This window comes from Agromyces sp. NPDC004153 (genome assembly GCF_053603635.1).
This window is the reverse complement of sequence record NZ_JBSGFY010000002.1, coordinates 245,568-262,434: the sequence shown is the minus strand read 5'-3', so window position 1 is coordinate 262,434 and position 16,867 is coordinate 245,568. Positions and strand designations below refer to the sequence as shown.

Below are 16,867 nucleotides of genomic sequence, written 5' to 3'. Positions count from 1 at the left end.
CGTCCGCCGCCGCTATCCTTGAGACCATGGCACGCACCAAGGACAAGCCGTCCGCTCCGAAGGAGCCCGGCCGCATGAAGCAGATGTGGCAGGTCTTCCAGATGACCCGCCGCTACGACCCGAGCGCGCAGTGGCTCATGCTCCTCGGCTTCCTCGCGCCCGTCCTCGTGGGCCTCGCGCTCGCGCTCTGGCTCGGCGACGGCAACGGCTTCACGATCGCACTCTGGATCGTTGCCGGCGTGCTCGCGGGCTTCCTGCTCGCCCTGGTCATCCTCGGCCGCCGCGCTGAGCGCGCCGCGTACTCGCAGATCGACGGGCAGCCGGGCGCCGTTGGCGCCGTGCTCCGCAGCGGCCTGCGCCGCGGCTGGGTCGGCAACGAGATGCCCGTCGCCGTGAACGGCAAGACGCAGGACGCGGTCTATCGCGCGGTCGGCCGCGGCGGTGTGGTGCTCATCAGCGAGGGCCCGGTGTCGCGGACCCAGCGCATGCTCGACGACGAGAAGCGCAAGATCGCGCGCGTGCTGCCCAACGTCCCCGTCACGCTCATCGCCGTCGGCCACGAGGAGGGCGCCGTCGAGCTGCACCGCCTCGCCGCCACCCTGCGCAAGACGAAGCGCACGCTCACCAAGCCCGAGGTGCTCGCGGTCTCGAACCGCCTGAACTCGCTCCAGACCGCGCTGCCCATCCCGAAGGGCATCGACCCGATGAAGGTCCGGCCCCAGCGCGGCAAGATGCGCTGACCCCGACGACCAGCGAGCGGCATCCGTCACCGGCGGATGCCGCTTCTGCATGTTCGGGGCTACGCCCGGATCAGCACCGTGCCGGCGAGCTTGTCGTGGACGCCGCGCTGGTCGGAGTCCCAGACGACCGCCGGGATCACGAGGACGAGCAGGAGCGTGCGGACGACGGGGCGCCATGGACCGATCCAGCCGCCGGCGATGGGCACGACCCGCAGGCCGACGATGCGGTGGCCGACACTGCCGCCGATGGTGGGGATGAAGAGCACCTGCATGAGGGCGAAGATGCCGAGCGTGATCCACGAGAACACCGCCGAGTCGTACGGCGCGAACAGCAGCGCGATGAGCATCGCCGCGGCCCAGTCGATGGCGATGGCGGCGATGCGGCGGCCGACGCGACCGACCGATCCGGGCCCGGAATCGGGGAGGCCGAGCCGCTCCCCCGGCCAGCGGCTGGGTTCGAGGCCGCCGGAGGTTCGGGGTTTCGCGTCAGGCACCCGACGAGTCTACCGAGCCCGCCTGCGCGTAACATGGCGGAAACATTCGCGTCACGGTCGGGAAACGGCGACTCGCTAGCGTCGGGTACGGCTGTCGACGTCCGTCCGGTCCCACTCGCCCCTCTTGGAGATTCCGACACATGTTCAGTGATTCGTCTGAAGTGCTCAAGTTCATCAAGGAGACGGATGTCAAGTTCCTCGACATCCGCTTCACCGACCTTCCGGGCGTGCAGCAGCACTTCAACATCCCGGCGTCGACTGTCGACGAGGAGTTCTTCACGGTCGGCCAGCTCTTCGACGGATCGTCGATCCGCGGCTTCGCCTCGATCCACGAGTCGGACATGCAGCTGATCCCGGATGTCTCCACCGCCTACGTGGACCCCTTCCGCGCCGAGCGCACGCTCGTGATGGTCTTCGACATCTACAACCCGCGCAACGGCGAGATCTACGGCAAGGACCCGCGCCAGGTCGCCAAGAAGGCCGAGAAGTACCTCGCATCCACGGGCATCGCCGACACGGCGTTCTTCGCGCCCGAGGCCGAGTTCTACATCTTCGACGATGTGCGCTACGAGGTGAAGCAGAACGCGAGCTTCTACTCGGTCGACTCCAGCGAGGGCGCCTGGAACTCGGGCCGTGAGGAGGAGGGCGGCAACCTCGCCAACAAGACGGCGTACAAGGGCGGCTACTTCCCCGTCTCGCCCGTCGACCAGCACTCCGACCTTCGCGACGACATCGTGCTCAAGCTCATCGACGCGGGCCTCGAGGTCGAGCGCTCGCACCACGAGGTCGGCACGGCCGGCCAGGGCGAGATCAACTACAAGTTCGACACGATGGTGCACGCCGCCGACGACATCCTGAAGTTCAAGTACATCGTCAAGAACACCGCCAACGAGTGGGGCAAGACGGCCACGTTCATGCCGAAGCCGCTCTTCGGCGACAACGGCTCGGGCATGCACACCCACCAGTCGCTCTGGAACGAGGGCAAGCCCCTGTTCTACGACGAGGCGGGCTACGGCGGCCTCTCCGACATCGCGCGCTGGTACATCGGCGGCATCCTGCGTCACGCCCCGGCGCTGCTCGCCTTCACGAACCCGACGGTGAACTCCTACCACCGCCTCGTGCCGGGCTTCGAGGCTCCCGTGAACCTCGTCTACTCGGCGGGCAACCGCTCGGCGGCCATCCGCATCCCGATCACGGGCACCAACCCCAAGGCCAAGCGCATCGAGTTCCGCGCGCCGGATGCCTCGGGCAACCCCTACCTCGCCTTCGCCGCGCAGCTCATGGCCGGCCTCGACGGCATCAAGAACCGCATCGAGCCGCACGAGCCGGTCGACAAGGACCTCTACGAGCTCCCGCCCGAGGAGGCCAAGTCGATCCCCCAGGTGCCGGGTTCGCTCGACGCCGTGCTCGACGCGCTCGAGGCCGACCACGACTTCCTCCTCGAGGGCGGCGTGTTCACCAAGGAGCTCATCGAGACCTGGATCGACTACAAGCGCGAGAAGGAGCTGAAGCCGCTGGCCCAGCGTCCCCACCCGTTCGAGTACGAGCTCTACTACGGCGTCTAGTCCGCAATCACACCCTGATCGGCGGTTCCGGTCCCCCTCCCCAGGATCCGGAACCGCGTGAGACCCGAACACGAAGCCCCTCCCGGTCCACCGGGAGGGGCTTCGTCGTGCGGGAGCGAGCGGTCTGACGTCGACTACGAGGAATCCTCGGTTTCGCGGTCTCCGGCGAGTATCGTGAGCGGCATGGACACCTGGCTGCCGCTCGCGATCGTCGTCGTCATCCTGCTCGCGGGAATCGCGGTCCTCGTGATGCGGCTCGTGCGGGATCGGAGTGCTCCTCACGACGCGGATGACGACGCGATGCGGAAGGAGGGCGCCGACGCGTACGCCCGCTCGCAGCGCGACCAGACCGAATGGAACGGCATCGGTCGTCCGGGCGACCGCAGGCCGAAAGGTCCGTAGGCACCCGTCCGCTCGACGCTCAGCCCGTCGTCGGCTCGCGACGCGGCTCGACGCCGTAGAACCCGCGCTCGAACACCGTGCGCGCCCGCCGGGTGAGGGCGAGGTAGTCGCTCTCCAGGCGCGACGCCGAGCCCGGCGGATAGCCCATGATGCGGGCGACGCCCTCGAGCTGCGAACGCTCGACGGGCAGCACGTCCGTCGTGCGGTCGAGCCAGAGCGTGAGCGCCGAGCGGGCTCGCGACGCGAACATCCAGGCGGCGCGAAGCGTCTCGGCGTCGCGTGCCGAGATGTGCCGGTGCGCGACGGCCGCGGACAGGGCGTCGAGCGTCGACGGCGTGCGGAGGGAGGGCTCCTCCGCGCCGTGCTGGAGCTGCACGAGCTGCACGAACCACTCGACGTCCGAGAGCGACCCGCGGCCCAGCTTCAGGTGACGCGTGGGATCGGCGCCCTGGGGCAGCCGCTCGTTCTCGACGCGGGCCTTGATGCGCTTGACCTCGCGGACGTCGCGCTCCGAGATCTTCTCGGGATAGCGCACCGAGTCGGCGAGTTCCATGAAGTCGCGGATGAGCGCCGCGTCGCCGGCGACGCCGCGGGCGCGCAGCAGCGCCTGCGCCTCCCACGTGAGCGACCAGCGGGCGTAGTAGGCGCGGTAGGCGTCGAGCGACCGGACGACGACGCCGTTCCGGCCCTCGGGTCGCAGGTCGGCGTCGAGCTCGAACGGCAGGCGTGCGTCCTCGGTGTGTCGCACGAGCTCCGCCACGATCCGCAGCGCCCGGGACTGCGCCGCCTCGGGCTCCGCTCCCGCCGGCCGGAACACGTAGACGATGTCGGCGTCCGACCCGATGCCGAGCTCGCGTCCGCCGAACCGGCCCATGCCGATGACCGCGAACTCGACGCCGTCGGGCTCCTCGCCGCGGATCGCTTCGACGATCGCGGCGATGTGGCTTTGCGTCACATCGGAGAGGCCGTGCCCCAGCTCCTCGACCGTGCAGACGTCGAGGATCGCCGACAGCGCGAGGCGCAGCACCTCGCGGCGGCGGATGGCGCGGAACACCTTCACCGCGGCATCCGCGTCGCCGTGGCGGCCGAGCACCGCGCGCTTCTCGTCGTCGAGCGCGGCGAGCGGGCGCGGGCGCAGCTCGTCGACGTCCTCGAGCCACGCCACCGCCTCGGGGATGCGCTCGAGCAGCTCGCCCGCGAACCGAGACCCCGAGAGCACTCGCGTGAGGCGCAGCGCGGCATCCGACGAGTCGCGCAGCAACCGCAGGTACCAGTGCGTGGTGCCGAGCGTGTCGCTCAGGCGCCGGAACGCGAGCAGGCCGTAGTCGGGGTCGGCGCCGTCGGCGAACCACGAGATGAGCACGGGCATGAGGTGCCGCTGGATGGTCGCGCGGCGCGAGACGCCGGCGGTGAGCGCACCGATGTGCGCGAGCGCGCCGCGCGGGTCGCGGAACCCGATGGCGCGCAGGCGCGCCTCCGCCTGCTCGCTCGTGAGCTCGAGGCCCGCGGCCGGCAGCGCGGCCACCGCCGAGAGCAGCGGGCGGTAGAAGAGCCGTTCGTGCAGGCCGCGCACGCGCTGGCGGGTCGCCTGCCATTTGGACGTGAGGTCGTCGGCGCTCCGCCCGAGGCCCGACGACCGGGCGAGCGTGCGAAGCTCCGCCGCACCGCGCGGCATGAGGTGCGTGCGCCGCAGGCGTGCGAGCTGCAGGCGGTGCTCGAGCACGCGAAGGATCCGGTAGTCGCGCGCGAACTCTGCCGCCTCCTCGCGTCCGACGTAGCCGTGCTCGGCGAGGGCCGCCAGGGCGGGCAGCGTGCCGGGTTGGCGGATCGCGGCATCCGTCGCCCCGTGCACGAGCTGGAGCAGCTGCACGGTGAACTCGATGTCGCGCAGTCCGCCCGGACCGAGCTTCAGCTGCACGTCGACCTCGTCGGCCGGGATGTGCTCGGTGACGCGCTCGCGCATGCGCTGCACCGACTCGACGAAGCCCTCGCGGCCCGAGCTCGCCCAGACCTTGGGGGCCACACCCGCGGCGTACCGCTCCCCCAGCTCATGGTCGCCGGCGAGTGGGCGGGCCTTCAGGAGCGCCTGGAACTCCCAGCTCTTCGCCCAGCGATCGTAGTACTGCAGGTGCGACTCGAGGGTGCGCACGAGCGCGCCGTCCTTGCCCTCAGGACGGAGGTTCGGGTCGACCTCCCAGAGCGGCGGCTCGATGCCCGGCTCCGAGATGACGCGCATCGCGATCATGGCGAGTCGCGTGGCGATGTCGAGGGCGCGGGGCGTCGCGACGACGTCCTCGTCGGCGGATTCCGCGACGAAGATCACGTCGACGTCGCTCACGTAGTTGAGCTCGCGCGCCCCCGCCTTGCCCATGCCGATGACCGCGAGCCGGGTCGCCTCCACCTCGGTGGCCGGATACCTGCCGGGCCCGGCCGCCTCGCCCTCCGCCCGCGCGGTCGCGCGCCGGGCTGCGACGATCGCGACGTCGAGCGCGGCGCCGGCCAGGTCGGCGAGGCCCGACGCGACGGTGTCGACGGCCTCGATCGCGTCGGGGCGGGTCAGGTCGTACACGGCGATGGCCGCGAGGAGCCGCCGGTACCGCACGCGGATCGCGGCCGCGGCCGCCTCGAGGTACCGGGCGGCGGGCACGTCGACCTCGTCGAGGGCCTGCAGCAGCACGGCGCGGGCCTCGTCGGTGCCGAACGGCGCCATGGGCACCTGCTGCAGCACGGCGAGCTCGCGCGGATGCCGCGCCAGCACGTCGGCGAAGCCCCGCGATGCGCCGAGGAGCCGCGCCATGCGCTCGGCTGAGGCGTCGTGCACGAGCACGGCGGCGACGTCATGCGGCGCACGCTCCTGCAGGCGCAGGGTCGCGCTCAGCGCCTCGTCGGGGTCGCCCGCGTGCGCGAACGCCTCGAGCAGCGCCGTATCGTCGAGGCCCGTCGCCGAGGCGAGCGCCTCGAGGCCGGTCGCGGCACGGTCGAGGTCGTCGAAGCCCGCGCGTGCGAGCCGGCCGAGGGTCTGCGCCTGGCGGGACATCGGGTGCTGGTCAGAGGATCTCGAGGTTGCGCTGCAGCTCGAACGTCGTGACCTGCGAACGGTAGTCGCGCCACTCGGAGCGCTTGTTCGCGAGCACGTAATTGAAGACCTGCTCGCCGAGGGTCTCGGCGACGAGCTCCGACTCCTCCATGTACTCGATCGCGTGGTCGAGGCTCGCGGGCAGCGGGTGGTAGCCCAGCGCGCGGCGCTCGCTGTCGGTGAGGGCCCACACGTCGTCCTCCGCCTCCTGCGGCAGGTCGTAGCCCTCCTCGATGCCCTTCATGCCCGCCGCGAGCAGCAGCGAGAACGCGAGGTACGGGTTGGCCGCGGAGTCGATCGCGCGGTACTCGACGCGCGCGCTCTGGCCCTTGTTGGGCTTGTACAGCGGCACCCGCACGAGCGCGGAGCGGTTGTTGTGGCCCCAGCAGATGAAGCTCGGCGCCTCGTCGCCGCCCCAGAGGCGCTTGTACGAGTTCACGAACTGGTTGGTGACCGCCGAGATCTCGTTGGCGTGGCGAAGGAGACCGGCGATGAACTGGCGGCCGATCTTCGAGAGCTGGTACTGGGCGCCGGGCTCGTAGAAGGCGTTGGTGTCGCCCTCGAACAGCGAGAGGTGGGTGTGCATGCCGCTGCCGGGATACTGCGAGAACGGCTTCGGCATGAAGGTGGCGTACACGCCCTGCTCGATGGCGACCTCCTTCACGACCGTGCGGAAGGTCATGATGTTGTCGGCCGTGGTGAGCGCGTCGGCGTAGCGCAGGTCGATCTCGTTCTGGCCGGGGCCGGCCTCGTGGTGGCTGAACTCGACCGAGATGCCGAGGTCCTCGAGCATCCGCACGCTGCGACGACGGAAGTCGTGCGCGGTGCCGCCCGGGACGTTGTCGAAGTAGCCGGCCGAGTCGACGGGCACGGGGCCCTCCTCGCCGTACTTCGACGAGCGCAGCAGGTAGAACTCGATCTCGGGGTGCGTGTAGAAGGTGAACCCGCGGTCGGCGGCGCGTGCGAGGGTGCGCTTGAGCACGTTGCGGGGATCGGCCACGGCGGGCTCGCCGTCGGGCGTCGTGATGTCGCAGAACATGCGCGCGGTGGGGTCGATGTCGCCGCGCCACGGGAGCGTCTGGAACGTCGTCGGGTCGGGGAAGGCCAGCAGGTCGGACTCGAAGGTGCGGCTGAGGCCCTCGATCGCGGAGCCGTCGAACCCGATGCCCTCGGTGAACGCCCCTTCGACCTCCGCGGGTGCGATCGCCACCGATTTCAGGGTGCCGACCACGTCGGTGAACCAGAGTCGTACGAACTTGACTCCTCGTTCCTCGATGGTCCGGAGAACGAAGTCGCGCTGCTTATCCATCCACACCCTCTCTCGCACCTCTCAGGGTAGCGGCTCGGGGCCGGGCGAGACGCCGGGCACGGATGCCGCGTGTGCCAGACTGGCGACATGTCAGAGCAGCCCGTCGACGACGCAGCATCCGCGACCCAGCCCGTGGCGGAGACGAACCCGTACGGGGGCGCCGCGGCATCCGGAGGACCGAAGCGGGTGCGCACCCGCCACTTCCAGAACGCGAAGCGCGAGGGCATCAAGATCACCGGCCTCACGAGCTACGACATGCTCACGGCGCGCATCTTCGACGAGGCGGGCATCGACTTCCTGCTCGTCGGCGACTCGGCCGGCAACAACGTGCTCGGCTACGACACGACGCTGCGCGTCACGATCGACGACCTCATCCCGCTCACGCGCGCGGTCGCCGGCGCCGTGAAGCGCGCGTTCGTCATCGCCGACATGCCCTTCGGCTCCTACGAGAACGGCCCAGAGGACGCGCTGCACACCGCGGTGCGGTTCATGAAGGAGACCGGCGCGCACGCGGTGAAGCTCGAGGGCGGCGAACGCAGCCACAAGCAGATCCGCCGCATCGTGCAGGCGGGCATCCCGGTCATGGCGCACATCGGCTACACGCCGCAGAGCGAGCACGGCCTCGGCGGCCATGTCATCCAGGGCCGCGGCGAGGGCGTGCAGCAGCTGCTCGCCGATGCGAAGGCGGTGCAGGACGCCGGGGCGTTCGCGGTCGTGCTCGAGATGGTGCCGGCCGATGCGGCGCGCCAGGTGACCGAGATCCTCGAGATCCCCACCATCAGCGTCGGCGCCGGACCGTACACCGACGGGCAGCTGCTCGTCTGGACCGACTGGGCCGGGCTCACGGTCGGGCGCGTGCCGAAGTTCGTGAAGCAGTACGCCGACCTGTCGGGCATCCTCGCCAAGGCCGCCCGCGAGTGGCGCGCCGACGTCGAGGCGGGAAGCTACCCGAACGCCGAGCACAGTTACGAGTGACGGGTCGGCTCGCCCGGCGGGCGCAGTGCGCGTCGCCGGCGAGGTGCGCGGGGACGATGACGCCTCCTAGTCCTCGGCGGCCTCCTCCTCGGCCCACTTCGCGCTGTTCGCGCGCAGGATCTCGAGGGCCCGCTCGGCCTCGGCGCGCGTCTCGAACGGTCCGACACGATCGGGAGCCGGCGACACGTAGCCCTGCTCCACCTCGCCGGTCTTCATGTTGTACCAGAACTGGTGCTCGACATCCTGCGCCATAGGGTGATCCTATGCCCAAGGATGCCGCCGGCCACCTCATCCCCGGACGCCTGTCGCCGACGCGCCAGGTCCCCGCCGGCATCCGCCGTCCCGAGTACGTGGGGCGCCGTGCGCCCGCCGCCAACACGGCCGGCGACCGCTACACGCCCGACGAGGTGGAGCGCATCCGCGCCGCGGGGCGGATCGCGGCGCAGGCGATCGACGCCGCGGCATCCGCCATCGCACCCGGTGTCACGACCGACGAGCTCGACCGCATCGCGCACGAGGTCGTCGTCGGGCACGGCGCCTACCCGTCGACCCTCGGCTACCGCGGGTACCCGAAGTCGTCGTGCACGTCGGTCAACGAGGTGATCTGCCACGGCATCCCCGACGACACCGTGCTCGAGGACGGCGACCTTGTGAACCTCGACGTCACGGCGTACCTCGACGGCTACCACGGCGACCTCAACCGCACCTTCCTCGTCGGCGAGGCGAGTGAGGAGGCGGCGCTGCTCGTGGAACGGACCGAGCAGGCGCTCGCCCGCGGCATCCGTGCGGTGGCCCCCGGACGGCAGGTGAACGTGATCGGCCGCGCGATCGAGACGTACGCGAAGCGGTTCGGGTACGGGGTCGTGCGCGACTACACCGGACACGGCGTCGGGCGCGCGTTCCACACGGGCCTCGTCATCCCCCACTACGACGCCCCCGAGTTCGACACGGTCATGGAACCCGGGATGGTGTTCACGATCGAGCCCATGCTCACGCTCGGCACCATCGAGTGGGACGTGTGGGACGACGACTGGACGGTCGTCACGCGCGATCGGGCGCTCACCGCGCAGTTCGAGCACACGCTCGTGGTGACCGAACGCGGCGCGGAGATCCTCACCCTGCCCTGAGGCACCGCCGGGCAGGCGACGGAATCGCCCAGCTGCCGCGCGATAGTGTGGCGCCATGGCGACTGACCACGCGATCGGCATCGACATCGGCGGCACGGGCATCAAGGGGGCGGTCGTCGACCTCGGCACCGGCGAGCTCGTCACCGAGCGGTTCAAGGTGAAGACCCCCGAGGGCGGCCGCCCGAAGGACATGCTGCGGGCCACCGAGGAGCTCGTCGACCAGATCGACGCGCAGCTCCCCGCCGGCGACAAGCTCCCGCTCGGCGTGTGCTTCCCCGCGATCGTGAAGCGCGGCTACACGCTGTCGGCCGCGAACATCTCCGACGAATGGATCGGCCTCCAGGCCGAGGAGCTCTTCGAGCAGGCGCTCGGGCGCGAGATCCACTTCATCAACGACGCGGATGCCGCGGGCTTCGCGGAGCTCCGCTACGGCGCGGCCGCCGGGGTCGACGGGCTCGTGATCCTCACCACGCTCGGCACCGGCATCGGCTCGGCGCTCATCTACGACGGCGTGCTCGTGCCGAACACCGAGCTCGGGCACCTCGAGATCGACGGGCACGACGCCGAGAAGAAGGCCGCGTACGCCGCGATGGAGCGCGAGTCGCTGAGCTGGGAGAAGTGGGCGAAGCGGCTGCAGCGCTACTACTCGTTCGTGGAGTTCCTGTTCACGCCCGACCTGTTCATCGTCGGCGGCGGGGTGTCGAAGCACAGCGAGGAGTTTCTGCCGCTGCTCGACCTGAAGACGAAGATCGTGCCCGCCGTGCACCGCAACAACGCCGGCATCCTGGGCGCCGCGGCCCTCGCCAACCGCTGACGGGCGCCGCGCCGACTCGGGGCGAGCGGGCCGGCTGATACGCCGGGTTCTGTTCACCGGGCGCTTGCGCGACACCGGCTGGACGGCCATCTCTCTCGGAGCTGCGTCGCCGCAGCCCTCCAGCGGCCTACCCGGGAACGGGACGGGCCGCCCCATGGTTCCCTGTCTGGCCTTGCTCCGGACGAGGTTTGCCGAGCCGACCGCGTCACCGCGGCCGCTGGTGGGCTCTTACCCCACCGTTTCACCCTTACCCCGGACTCGCGTCCGTGGCGGTCTGCTTTCTGTGGCACTGTCTCGCGGGTTGCCCCGGGTGGGTGTTACCCACCGTCCTGCCCTGCGGAGCCCGGACGTTCCTCGGCATCCGATCACTCGGATGACGCGACCGTCTTGCCGACCCGCTCGCCCTCCAAGGCTACAGGTCGCAGCTGGGCTCCGGCTCGACGCCTGTCACAGCCCGGATTCGTCGGTCCGCACGAGGATGCGATCGCACTCGGGGCACTGCAGGACGTCGTCGGGCGCCGCACGGCGCACCTGCTCGAGGTCGGAGCCGGTGAGCGTGATCGTGCAGCCGCCGCAGGTGCGCTGGCGCAGGAGCGCCGCGCCGACTCCCCCGCCGCGGAGGCGACGCTGCTCGTAGAACGTGAGGAGCTCCGCGGGCACGCCGCCGGCGACGACGGCCCGGTCGCGCTCGGCCGCGTCGCGCTCGGTGCCGAGTCCGGATGCCGCCTCGTCGCGCTCGGCCTCGAGGGCGGCGGCCTCGGCGGCGATGGTCGCGCGCTCGGCGTCGATACCGGCGACGGCCGCCTCGGCCGCCTCGACCTTCTCCATGACGGCGAGCTCCTGGTCCTCGAGGTCGGAGAGCCGTCGGGCGAGCGAGGCGAGCTCGGACTCGAGCGCGGCGACGTCCTTCGTCGACGACGTGTGCTGCAGCCGGTCGCCGTCGCGGGCGATGCGCGCCTCGACCATGGCGACGTCGGACTCCAGCCGCTTCAGCTCGGCGCGGGCGTCCTCGAGTCCGCCGACCGCCTCCGCGCGGGTGCCGCGCACGGCGGTGTCGCGCGTGGCGAGCTCGGCGAGCGGGGCGGCCTGCGGCAGCGAGCCGAGGCGGTGCGCGAGCTGCTGGAGTCGGGTGTCGAGGGACTGCAGCCTGAGCAGTTCCTGCTGGTCGGCGGGGCTGGCCTTCACGTGGTGCTCCTCGTGGGGGACGGTGCGGGAGTGGTCATCATTGCACGACCTGGAAGTCCCAGGGGTCGGTGCGGAGCTCGCTCACGCGGACGTCGAGCTCGGGGTGGGCGGCGCGCAGCTCCGCGGCGGCGGCGTCGAGCCAGAGCCATTCGCTCGCCCAGTGGGAGACGTCGATGAGGGCCGGCCCACCCCCGACGAGTGCCTGCTCGCGTGCCTCGGAGGCCGGGTGGTGCCGGAGGTCGGCCGTGATGTAGACGTCGGCGCCGCGCACGAGCGGGTCGCCGAGGAGCGAGTCGCCGGCGCCGCCGCAGAGCGCAACGGTCTCGACCGGGTCGTCGAACCCGCCTGCGGCGCGCACGCCCGTGGCCGTGGGCGGCAGCACCTCGGCGAGGACGCGTGCGAGGCGGCCGAGCGTCGTGGGCTCGGGAAGCCGTCCGACCCGGCCGAGCCCGAGCGCGGGGTCGGCGCCGGGCACGATGGGCCGCACCTCGACGAGCCCGAGCCGCGCGGCGAGCACGGCGGAGGTCCCCTGGTCGACGACGTCGGCGTTGGTGTGTGCGGCGACGAGCGCGCACCCGGCGCGGATGAGCCGCGCGAGCAGCGCGCCCTTGTAGCGGTCCTCGGCGATGGACGTGACGCCGCGCAGGAGCAGCGGGTGGTGCGCGATGAGCAGGTCGGCGCCGAGCCCGACGGCCTCGTCGACGGTGCTGCCGACGGCATCCACGGTGAAGAGCACGCGCTCGATCGCGGCGTCGGGATCGCCCGTCACGAGCCCCGGGGCATCCCACGGCTCCGCGCCCTCGAGCGGCCACAGCCGATCGATCGTGGTCAAGACCTCGGCGAGAACGACTGGCACGCGCCCCAGCCTAGCGGCGCGGTTCGGCGGCACGGCCGGAGCGGAGCCGCGCGGCATCCGATGGTGGGCCCTGCCGGGCTCGAACCGACGACATCCACGGTGTAAACGTGGCGCTCTACCAACTGAGCTAAAGGCCCATCGCTGCACGACGGGCTCGCGCCCGCGCCGCGCGGCGCACGCCCATGTTATCGGAGCGTCCATAGACTCACGCCCATGGAGGTGGTCGAGCAGCATCCGAGTCGCACGGCTCAGCCCGAGTATCGCTGGCCCGCGGTCGTGGCGCTGCTCGTGGCGATGGCGCTCTACGCGTTCCTGCCGAACGAGATCTTCGGCGGCCAGCGGTTCGTGCTCGTCGGGGCGGGCGTCGCCTTCCTCGTGACGCTGAGCTTTCTGAACCCCCACCGGCTGCGCCGGCAGACGCGGTGGTACCGCATGGTCTCGGTCGCCTTCGTGGCCCTGCTGGTGCTGATCAACCAGATCGCGCTCGTGATCCTCGTGTACAAGCTCGTCGCCGGCCACCACAACGCTCCCGGGCTGCTGCTCGCCGCGCTGCAGGTCTGGGTCGCGAACGTGATCGGGTTCGCGCTGCTGTACTGGGAGCTCGACCGCGGCGGCCCGGTCGTGCGCACCGCCTGGGCCCGCACCGAGATCCCGCCCGCCGACTTCCGCTTCTCGCAGGACGAGGACGAGCAGACCATCGAGGAGGTGGCCAAGGGCTCGTCGGCACGCGTCGACTGGACGCCGCGGTTCGTCGACTACCTCTACACGTCGCTGTCGAACTCGATGGCGTTCAGCGCGAGCGACTCGATGCCGCTGCGGCAGCGCACGAAGCTCCTCATGGGGCTGCAGGCGTTCGGCGGGTTCGTGATCCTCGCGCTCGTGATCGCCCGGTCGGTCGGCATCCTCGACTGAGGGCGAGCGGATGCCGCGGCATCCGCGCATCGTCGCGAGCGGATGCCGCGGCATCCGTCAGCCCGCGAGGGCCGCCCGGTACTGCTCGAGCGTGCGCGCCTCGCCGGGCGCGGTCGCGAAGCTCGATCGGATGACGCCGTCGATGCCGATCACGAAGGTCGCCCGGTTGGCGTAGCCGCGCTCTTCGAGGAATGCGCCGTAGGCGCGGGCGACCTCGCCGTGCGGCCAGAAGTCCGCCAGCAGCGGGAAGCCGTAGCCCTGCTCCTCCGCCCACGCCCGCAGCGCGTGCTTCGAGTCGACCGAGACGCCGAGGAGCTCGGTTCCCGACGCCTCGAACATCGCGAGGTGGTCGCGGAGCTCGCACAGCTCGCCCTGGCACGTGCGCGAGAACGCGAGCGGGAAGAACACGAGCGTCACCGGCTTCACGCCGCGGAAGTCCGCGAGCGACACGGGCTGGCCGAACTGGTTGGCGAGCGTGAAATCGGGGGCGATCGCGCCGGGGCCGAGGATCATCGGGGCCGTTCCTCCCAGTGGACTCGGGGCGGGGACGGCGCCCAGCCTAGCCCCGACGCACCGGGCATAGAATCACTAGGATGGCGTGGTGCCCACCCGACCGTGAACCGGTCGCTTCGTCGTGCGCACGCCCCCAGCCGCAGGCAAGACCTGCTGAAGAGAGAGGTCGAGTGTGACTGTCAACGACCAGGATCCCTACTCGGTCGAGGCGATGGACTCCGATCCCGAGGAGACGTCGGAATGGGCCGAGTCGCTCGATGCGCTCGTCACCGAGAAGGGGCATCAGCGCGGCCGGGAGATCATGCTCAGCCTGCTGAAGCGCTCGAAGGAGCTGCACCTCGGCGTGCCGATGGTCCCCACGACGGACTACCTCAACACCATCGCTCCTGAGAACGAGCCCGAGTTCCCCGGCGACGAGGAGATCGAGCGCCGCTACCGCGCGTGGATCCGCTGGAACGCCGCCATGCTCGTGCACCGGGCGCAGCGCCCCGGCATCGCCGTGGGCGGCCACATCTCGACCTACGCCTCGAGCGCCGCACTCTACGAGGTCGGCTTCAACCACTTCTTCCGCGGCCAGGACCACCCCGGCGGCGGTGACCAGATCTTCGTCCAGGGCCACGCCTCCCCCGGCACGTACGCCCGCGCCTTCCTCGAGGGCCGGCTCAGCGCCGACCAGCTCGACGGCTTCCGCCAGGAGAAGTCGCACGCGCCGAACGGCCTGTCGTCGTACCCGCACCCGCGGCTCATGCCCGACTTCTGGCAGTTCCCGACCGTCTCGATGGGCCTCGGCCCGATCAACGCGATCTACCAGGCGCAGCTCAACAAGTACCTCACCAATCGCGGCATCAAGGACGCGTCCGACCAGCACGTCTGGGCGTTCCTCGGCGACGGCGAGATGGACGAGGTCGAGAGCCGCGGCCAGCTGCAGGTCGCCGCGAACGAGGGCCTCGACAACCTCACGTTCGTGATCAACTGCAACCTCCAGCGCCTCGACGGCCCCGTGCGCGGAAACGGCAAGATCATCCAGGAGCTCGAGAGCTTCTTCCGCGGCGCCGGCTGGAACGTCATCAAGGTCGTGTGGGGCCGCGAGTGGGACGACCTGCTCGCCCGCGACCACGACGGCGCGCTGCGCAACCTCATGAACGTCACCCCCGACGGCGACTACCAGACCTACAAGGCGGAGTCGGGCGCGTACGTGCGCGAGAACTTCTTCGGCCGCGACCCGCGCGCGCTCGAGCTCGTCAAGGACCTCAGCGACGAGCAGATCTGGAACCTCAAGCGCGGCGGTCACGACTACCGCAAGGTGTACGCCGCGTTCAAGGCGGCGACGGAGCACAAGGGCCAGCCGACGGTCATCCTGGCGAAGACGATCAAGGGCTACGGCCTCGGTCCGTCCTTCGAGGGTCGCAACGCGACCCACCAGATGAAGAAGATGACGCTCGACAACCTCAAGACCTTCCGCGACGCGATGCGCATCCCGATCAGCGACGCGCAGCTCGAGGAGAACCCCTACCTGCCCCCGTACTACCACCCGGGCAACGACGACGAGGCGATCCGCTACCTGCACGAGCGCCGCAAGGAGCTCGGCGGGTACCTGCCCGAGCGCCGCACGAACCACACCGCGATCTCGCTGCCCGACGACTCGGCGTACGCGATCGCGAAGAAGGGCTCGGGCACGCAGGAGATCGCCACCACCATGGCGTTCGTCCGGCTCCTGAAGGACCTGATGCGGGCGAAGGACTTCGGCAACCGCATCGTGCCGATCATCCCCGACGAGGCGCGCACGTTCGGCATGGACGCGTTCTTCCCGAACGCGAAGATCTACAACCCGAACGGCCAGCACTACACGTCGGTCGACCGCGAGCTGCTCCTGGCCTACAAGGAGAGCCCGCAGGGCCAGATCGTGCACGTCGGCATCAACGAGGCGGGCGCGCTCGCCGCGTTCACCGCCGTCGGCACCTCGTACTCCACCGAGGGCGAGCCGCTCATCCCGATCTACGTGTTCTACTCGATGTTCGGGTTCCAGCGCACGGGCGACGCGATCTGGGCGGCCGGCGACCAGATGGCGCGCGGGTTCATGATCGGCGCCACGGCGGGCCGCACGACGCTGACGGGCGAGGGCCTGCAGCACGCCGACGGCCACTCGATCCTCCTCGCCTCGACGAACCCGGCGGTCGTATCGTACGACCCCGCCTACGGCTACGAGATCGGGCACATCGTGCGCTCGGGCCTCGACCGCATGTACGGCGGCACCCACCCCGACCCGAACGTCATGTACTACCTCACGGTCTACAACGAGCCGCTCGTGCAGCCGGCCGAGCCCGAGGGCGTCGACGTCGAGGGCATCGTCCGCGGCATCCACCGCCTCTCGGAGTCGACCGCGCAGGGCCCGAAGGCCCAGCTGCTCGCCTCGGGCGTCGCCGTGCCGTGGATCATCGAGGCGCAGGAGCTCCTGGCGAACGACTGGGGCGTGTCGGCGGATGTCTGGTCGGTGACGAGCTGGACCGAGCTGCGTCGCGACGGCGTCGCCGCCGACGAGCACAACTTCCTGAACCCCGACGCGGAGCGCCGCACCGCCTACGTGACGCAGAAGCTCTCGGGCTCCGGCGGGCCGTTCGTCGCCGTGTCGGACTACATGCATGCCGTGCCCGACCAGATCCGCGCCTACGTGCCCGGCGACTACGCCACGCTCGGCGCCGACAACTTCGGCTTCTCGGACACGCGTCCGGCCGCACGTCGCTTCTTCAAGATCGACGGTCCGTCGGTGGTGGTGCGCACGCTCGAGCTCCTCGCCCAGCGCGGCGAGGTCGACCGGTCGCTTCCGGCGCAGGCCATCGAGAAGTACCGACTCCGCGACGTGAACGCCGGCACCACCGGAACGGCCGGCGGCGAGAGCTAG

Annotated in this window: 15 protein-coding genes, 1 tRNA gene and 1 other RNA gene; 8 read left to right on the top strand and 9 right to left on the bottom strand. The window is 70.8% G+C overall.

Translation table 11 applies throughout. The features are described 5' to 3' along the window. The first annotated feature begins 26 nt into the window (after positions 1-26). Positions 27-740: a DUF4191 domain-containing protein gene (locus ACWEOH_RS15190; RefSeq protein ID WP_452032387.1), complete on the top strand. Its 714-nt coding sequence runs from the start codon at positions 27-29 to the stop codon at positions 738-740. A gap of 59 nt (positions 741-799) precedes the next feature. On the opposite strand, the gene ACWEOH_RS15185 is transcribed toward ACWEOH_RS15190, so the two are convergent. Beyond that, entirely contained in the window at positions 800-1,234 is a 435-nt protein-coding gene (locus ACWEOH_RS15185) for an RDD family protein (protein ID WP_452032385.1), read from the bottom strand. Positions 1,235-1,374: 140 nt separating this feature from the next. Between ACWEOH_RS15185 and glnA the strand changes: the two genes are divergently transcribed. Both glnA and ACWEOH_RS15175 read left to right on the top strand, forming a co-directional pair. Next, positions 1,375-2,799 (top strand): type I glutamate--ammonia ligase, encoded by a 1,425-nt coding sequence (glnA, locus tag ACWEOH_RS15180; protein ID WP_452032383.1) that lies wholly within the window; start codon positions 1,375-1,377, stop codon positions 2,797-2,799. Between the two features lie 183 nt (positions 2,800-2,982). Then, positions 2,983-3,201, top strand: coding sequence for a hypothetical protein (locus ACWEOH_RS15175; RefSeq protein WP_452032381.1), 219 nt, complete (start codon positions 2,983-2,985; stop codon positions 3,199-3,201). A 19-nt stretch (positions 3,202-3,220) separates the two neighbouring features. On the opposite strand, the gene ACWEOH_RS15170 is transcribed toward ACWEOH_RS15175, so the two are convergent. Both ACWEOH_RS15170 and ACWEOH_RS15165 read right to left on the bottom strand, forming a co-directional pair. Then, a complete protein-coding gene (locus ACWEOH_RS15170) occupies positions 3,221-6,238 on the bottom strand; it encodes a bifunctional [glutamine synthetase] adenylyltransferase/[glutamine synthetase]-adenylyl-L-tyrosine phosphorylase (RefSeq protein ID WP_452032379.1) in 3,018 nt (1,005 codons plus the stop codon). A gap of 10 nt (positions 6,239-6,248) precedes the next feature. After that, positions 6,249-7,586: a glutamine synthetase family protein gene (locus ACWEOH_RS15165; RefSeq protein ID WP_148735060.1), complete on the bottom strand. Its 1,338-nt coding sequence runs from the start codon at positions 7,584-7,586 to the stop codon at positions 6,249-6,251. An 87-nt stretch (positions 7,587-7,673) separates the two neighbouring features. On the opposite strand from ACWEOH_RS15165, the gene panB reads away from it, so the two are divergent. Continuing rightward, positions 7,674-8,561 (top strand): 3-methyl-2-oxobutanoate hydroxymethyltransferase, encoded by an 888-nt coding sequence (gene panB, locus ACWEOH_RS15160; RefSeq protein ID WP_452032377.1) that lies wholly within the window; start codon positions 7,674-7,676, stop codon positions 8,559-8,561. A 66-nt stretch (positions 8,562-8,627) separates the two neighbouring features. Here panB and ACWEOH_RS15155 read toward each other — a convergent pair whose 3' ends face one another. Further along, complete coding sequence (locus ACWEOH_RS15155; RefSeq protein WP_148735062.1) at positions 8,628-8,813, bottom strand: SPOR domain-containing protein; 186 nt, start codon at positions 8,811-8,813, stop codon at positions 8,628-8,630. A gap of 11 nt (positions 8,814-8,824) precedes the next feature. Between ACWEOH_RS15155 and map the strand changes: the two genes are divergently transcribed. Continuing rightward, the gene (map, locus tag ACWEOH_RS15150; protein ID WP_452032374.1) at positions 8,825-9,688 is read left to right on the top strand and encodes a type I methionyl aminopeptidase; all 864 of its coding nucleotides are present in this window, start codon (positions 8,825-8,827) and stop codon (positions 9,686-9,688) included. 55 nt (positions 9,689-9,743) lie between these two features. After that, positions 9,744-10,502 carry a polyphosphate--glucose phosphotransferase gene (gene ppgK / locus ACWEOH_RS15145; RefSeq protein WP_452032372.1) on the top strand — a complete coding sequence of 253 codons (759 nt, stop codon included), beginning with the start codon at positions 9,744-9,746 and terminating at the stop codon, positions 10,500-10,502. Positions 10,503-10,524: 22 nt separating this feature from the next. Here the strand turns inward: ppgK and rnpB are convergent. The 4 genes from rnpB to ACWEOH_RS15125 all read right to left on the bottom strand — a co-directional run bounded on the left by rnpB (position 10,525) and on the right by ACWEOH_RS15125 (position 12,680). After that, positions 10,525-10,900, bottom strand: an RNA gene (rnpB, locus tag ACWEOH_RS15140) — RNase P RNA component class A. Between the two features lie 49 nt (positions 10,901-10,949). Continuing rightward, the gene (locus ACWEOH_RS15135; protein ID WP_452032370.1) at positions 10,950-11,687 is read right to left on the bottom strand and encodes a zinc ribbon domain-containing protein; all 738 of its coding nucleotides are present in this window, start codon (positions 11,685-11,687) and stop codon (positions 10,950-10,952) included. A gap of 37 nt (positions 11,688-11,724) precedes the next feature. Further along, positions 11,725-12,543, bottom strand: a complete 819-nt coding sequence (locus tag ACWEOH_RS15130; protein WP_452032368.1) for a Nif3-like dinuclear metal center hexameric protein — start codon at positions 12,541-12,543, stop codon at positions 11,725-11,727. Positions 12,544-12,604: 61 nt separating this feature from the next. Continuing rightward, positions 12,605-12,680 (bottom strand) — tRNA-Val (locus tag ACWEOH_RS15125). Between the two features lie 76 nt (positions 12,681-12,756). Between ACWEOH_RS15125 and ACWEOH_RS15120 the strand changes: the two genes are divergently transcribed. Beyond that, entirely contained in the window at positions 12,757-13,455 is a 699-nt protein-coding gene (locus tag ACWEOH_RS15120) for a hypothetical protein (protein ID WP_452032366.1), read from the top strand. Between the two features lie 57 nt (positions 13,456-13,512). Here ACWEOH_RS15120 and ACWEOH_RS15115 read toward each other — a convergent pair whose 3' ends face one another. Beyond that, complete coding sequence (locus tag ACWEOH_RS15115; RefSeq protein WP_452032364.1) at positions 13,513-13,968, bottom strand: peroxiredoxin; 456 nt, start codon at positions 13,966-13,968, stop codon at positions 13,513-13,515. A gap of 172 nt (positions 13,969-14,140) precedes the next feature. On the opposite strand from ACWEOH_RS15115, the gene aceE reads away from it, so the two are divergent. Beyond that, on the top strand, positions 14,141-16,867 hold the full coding sequence (gene aceE, locus ACWEOH_RS15110; RefSeq protein ID WP_452032362.1) for a pyruvate dehydrogenase (acetyl-transferring), homodimeric type: 2,727 nt from the start codon (positions 14,141-14,143) through the stop codon (positions 16,865-16,867).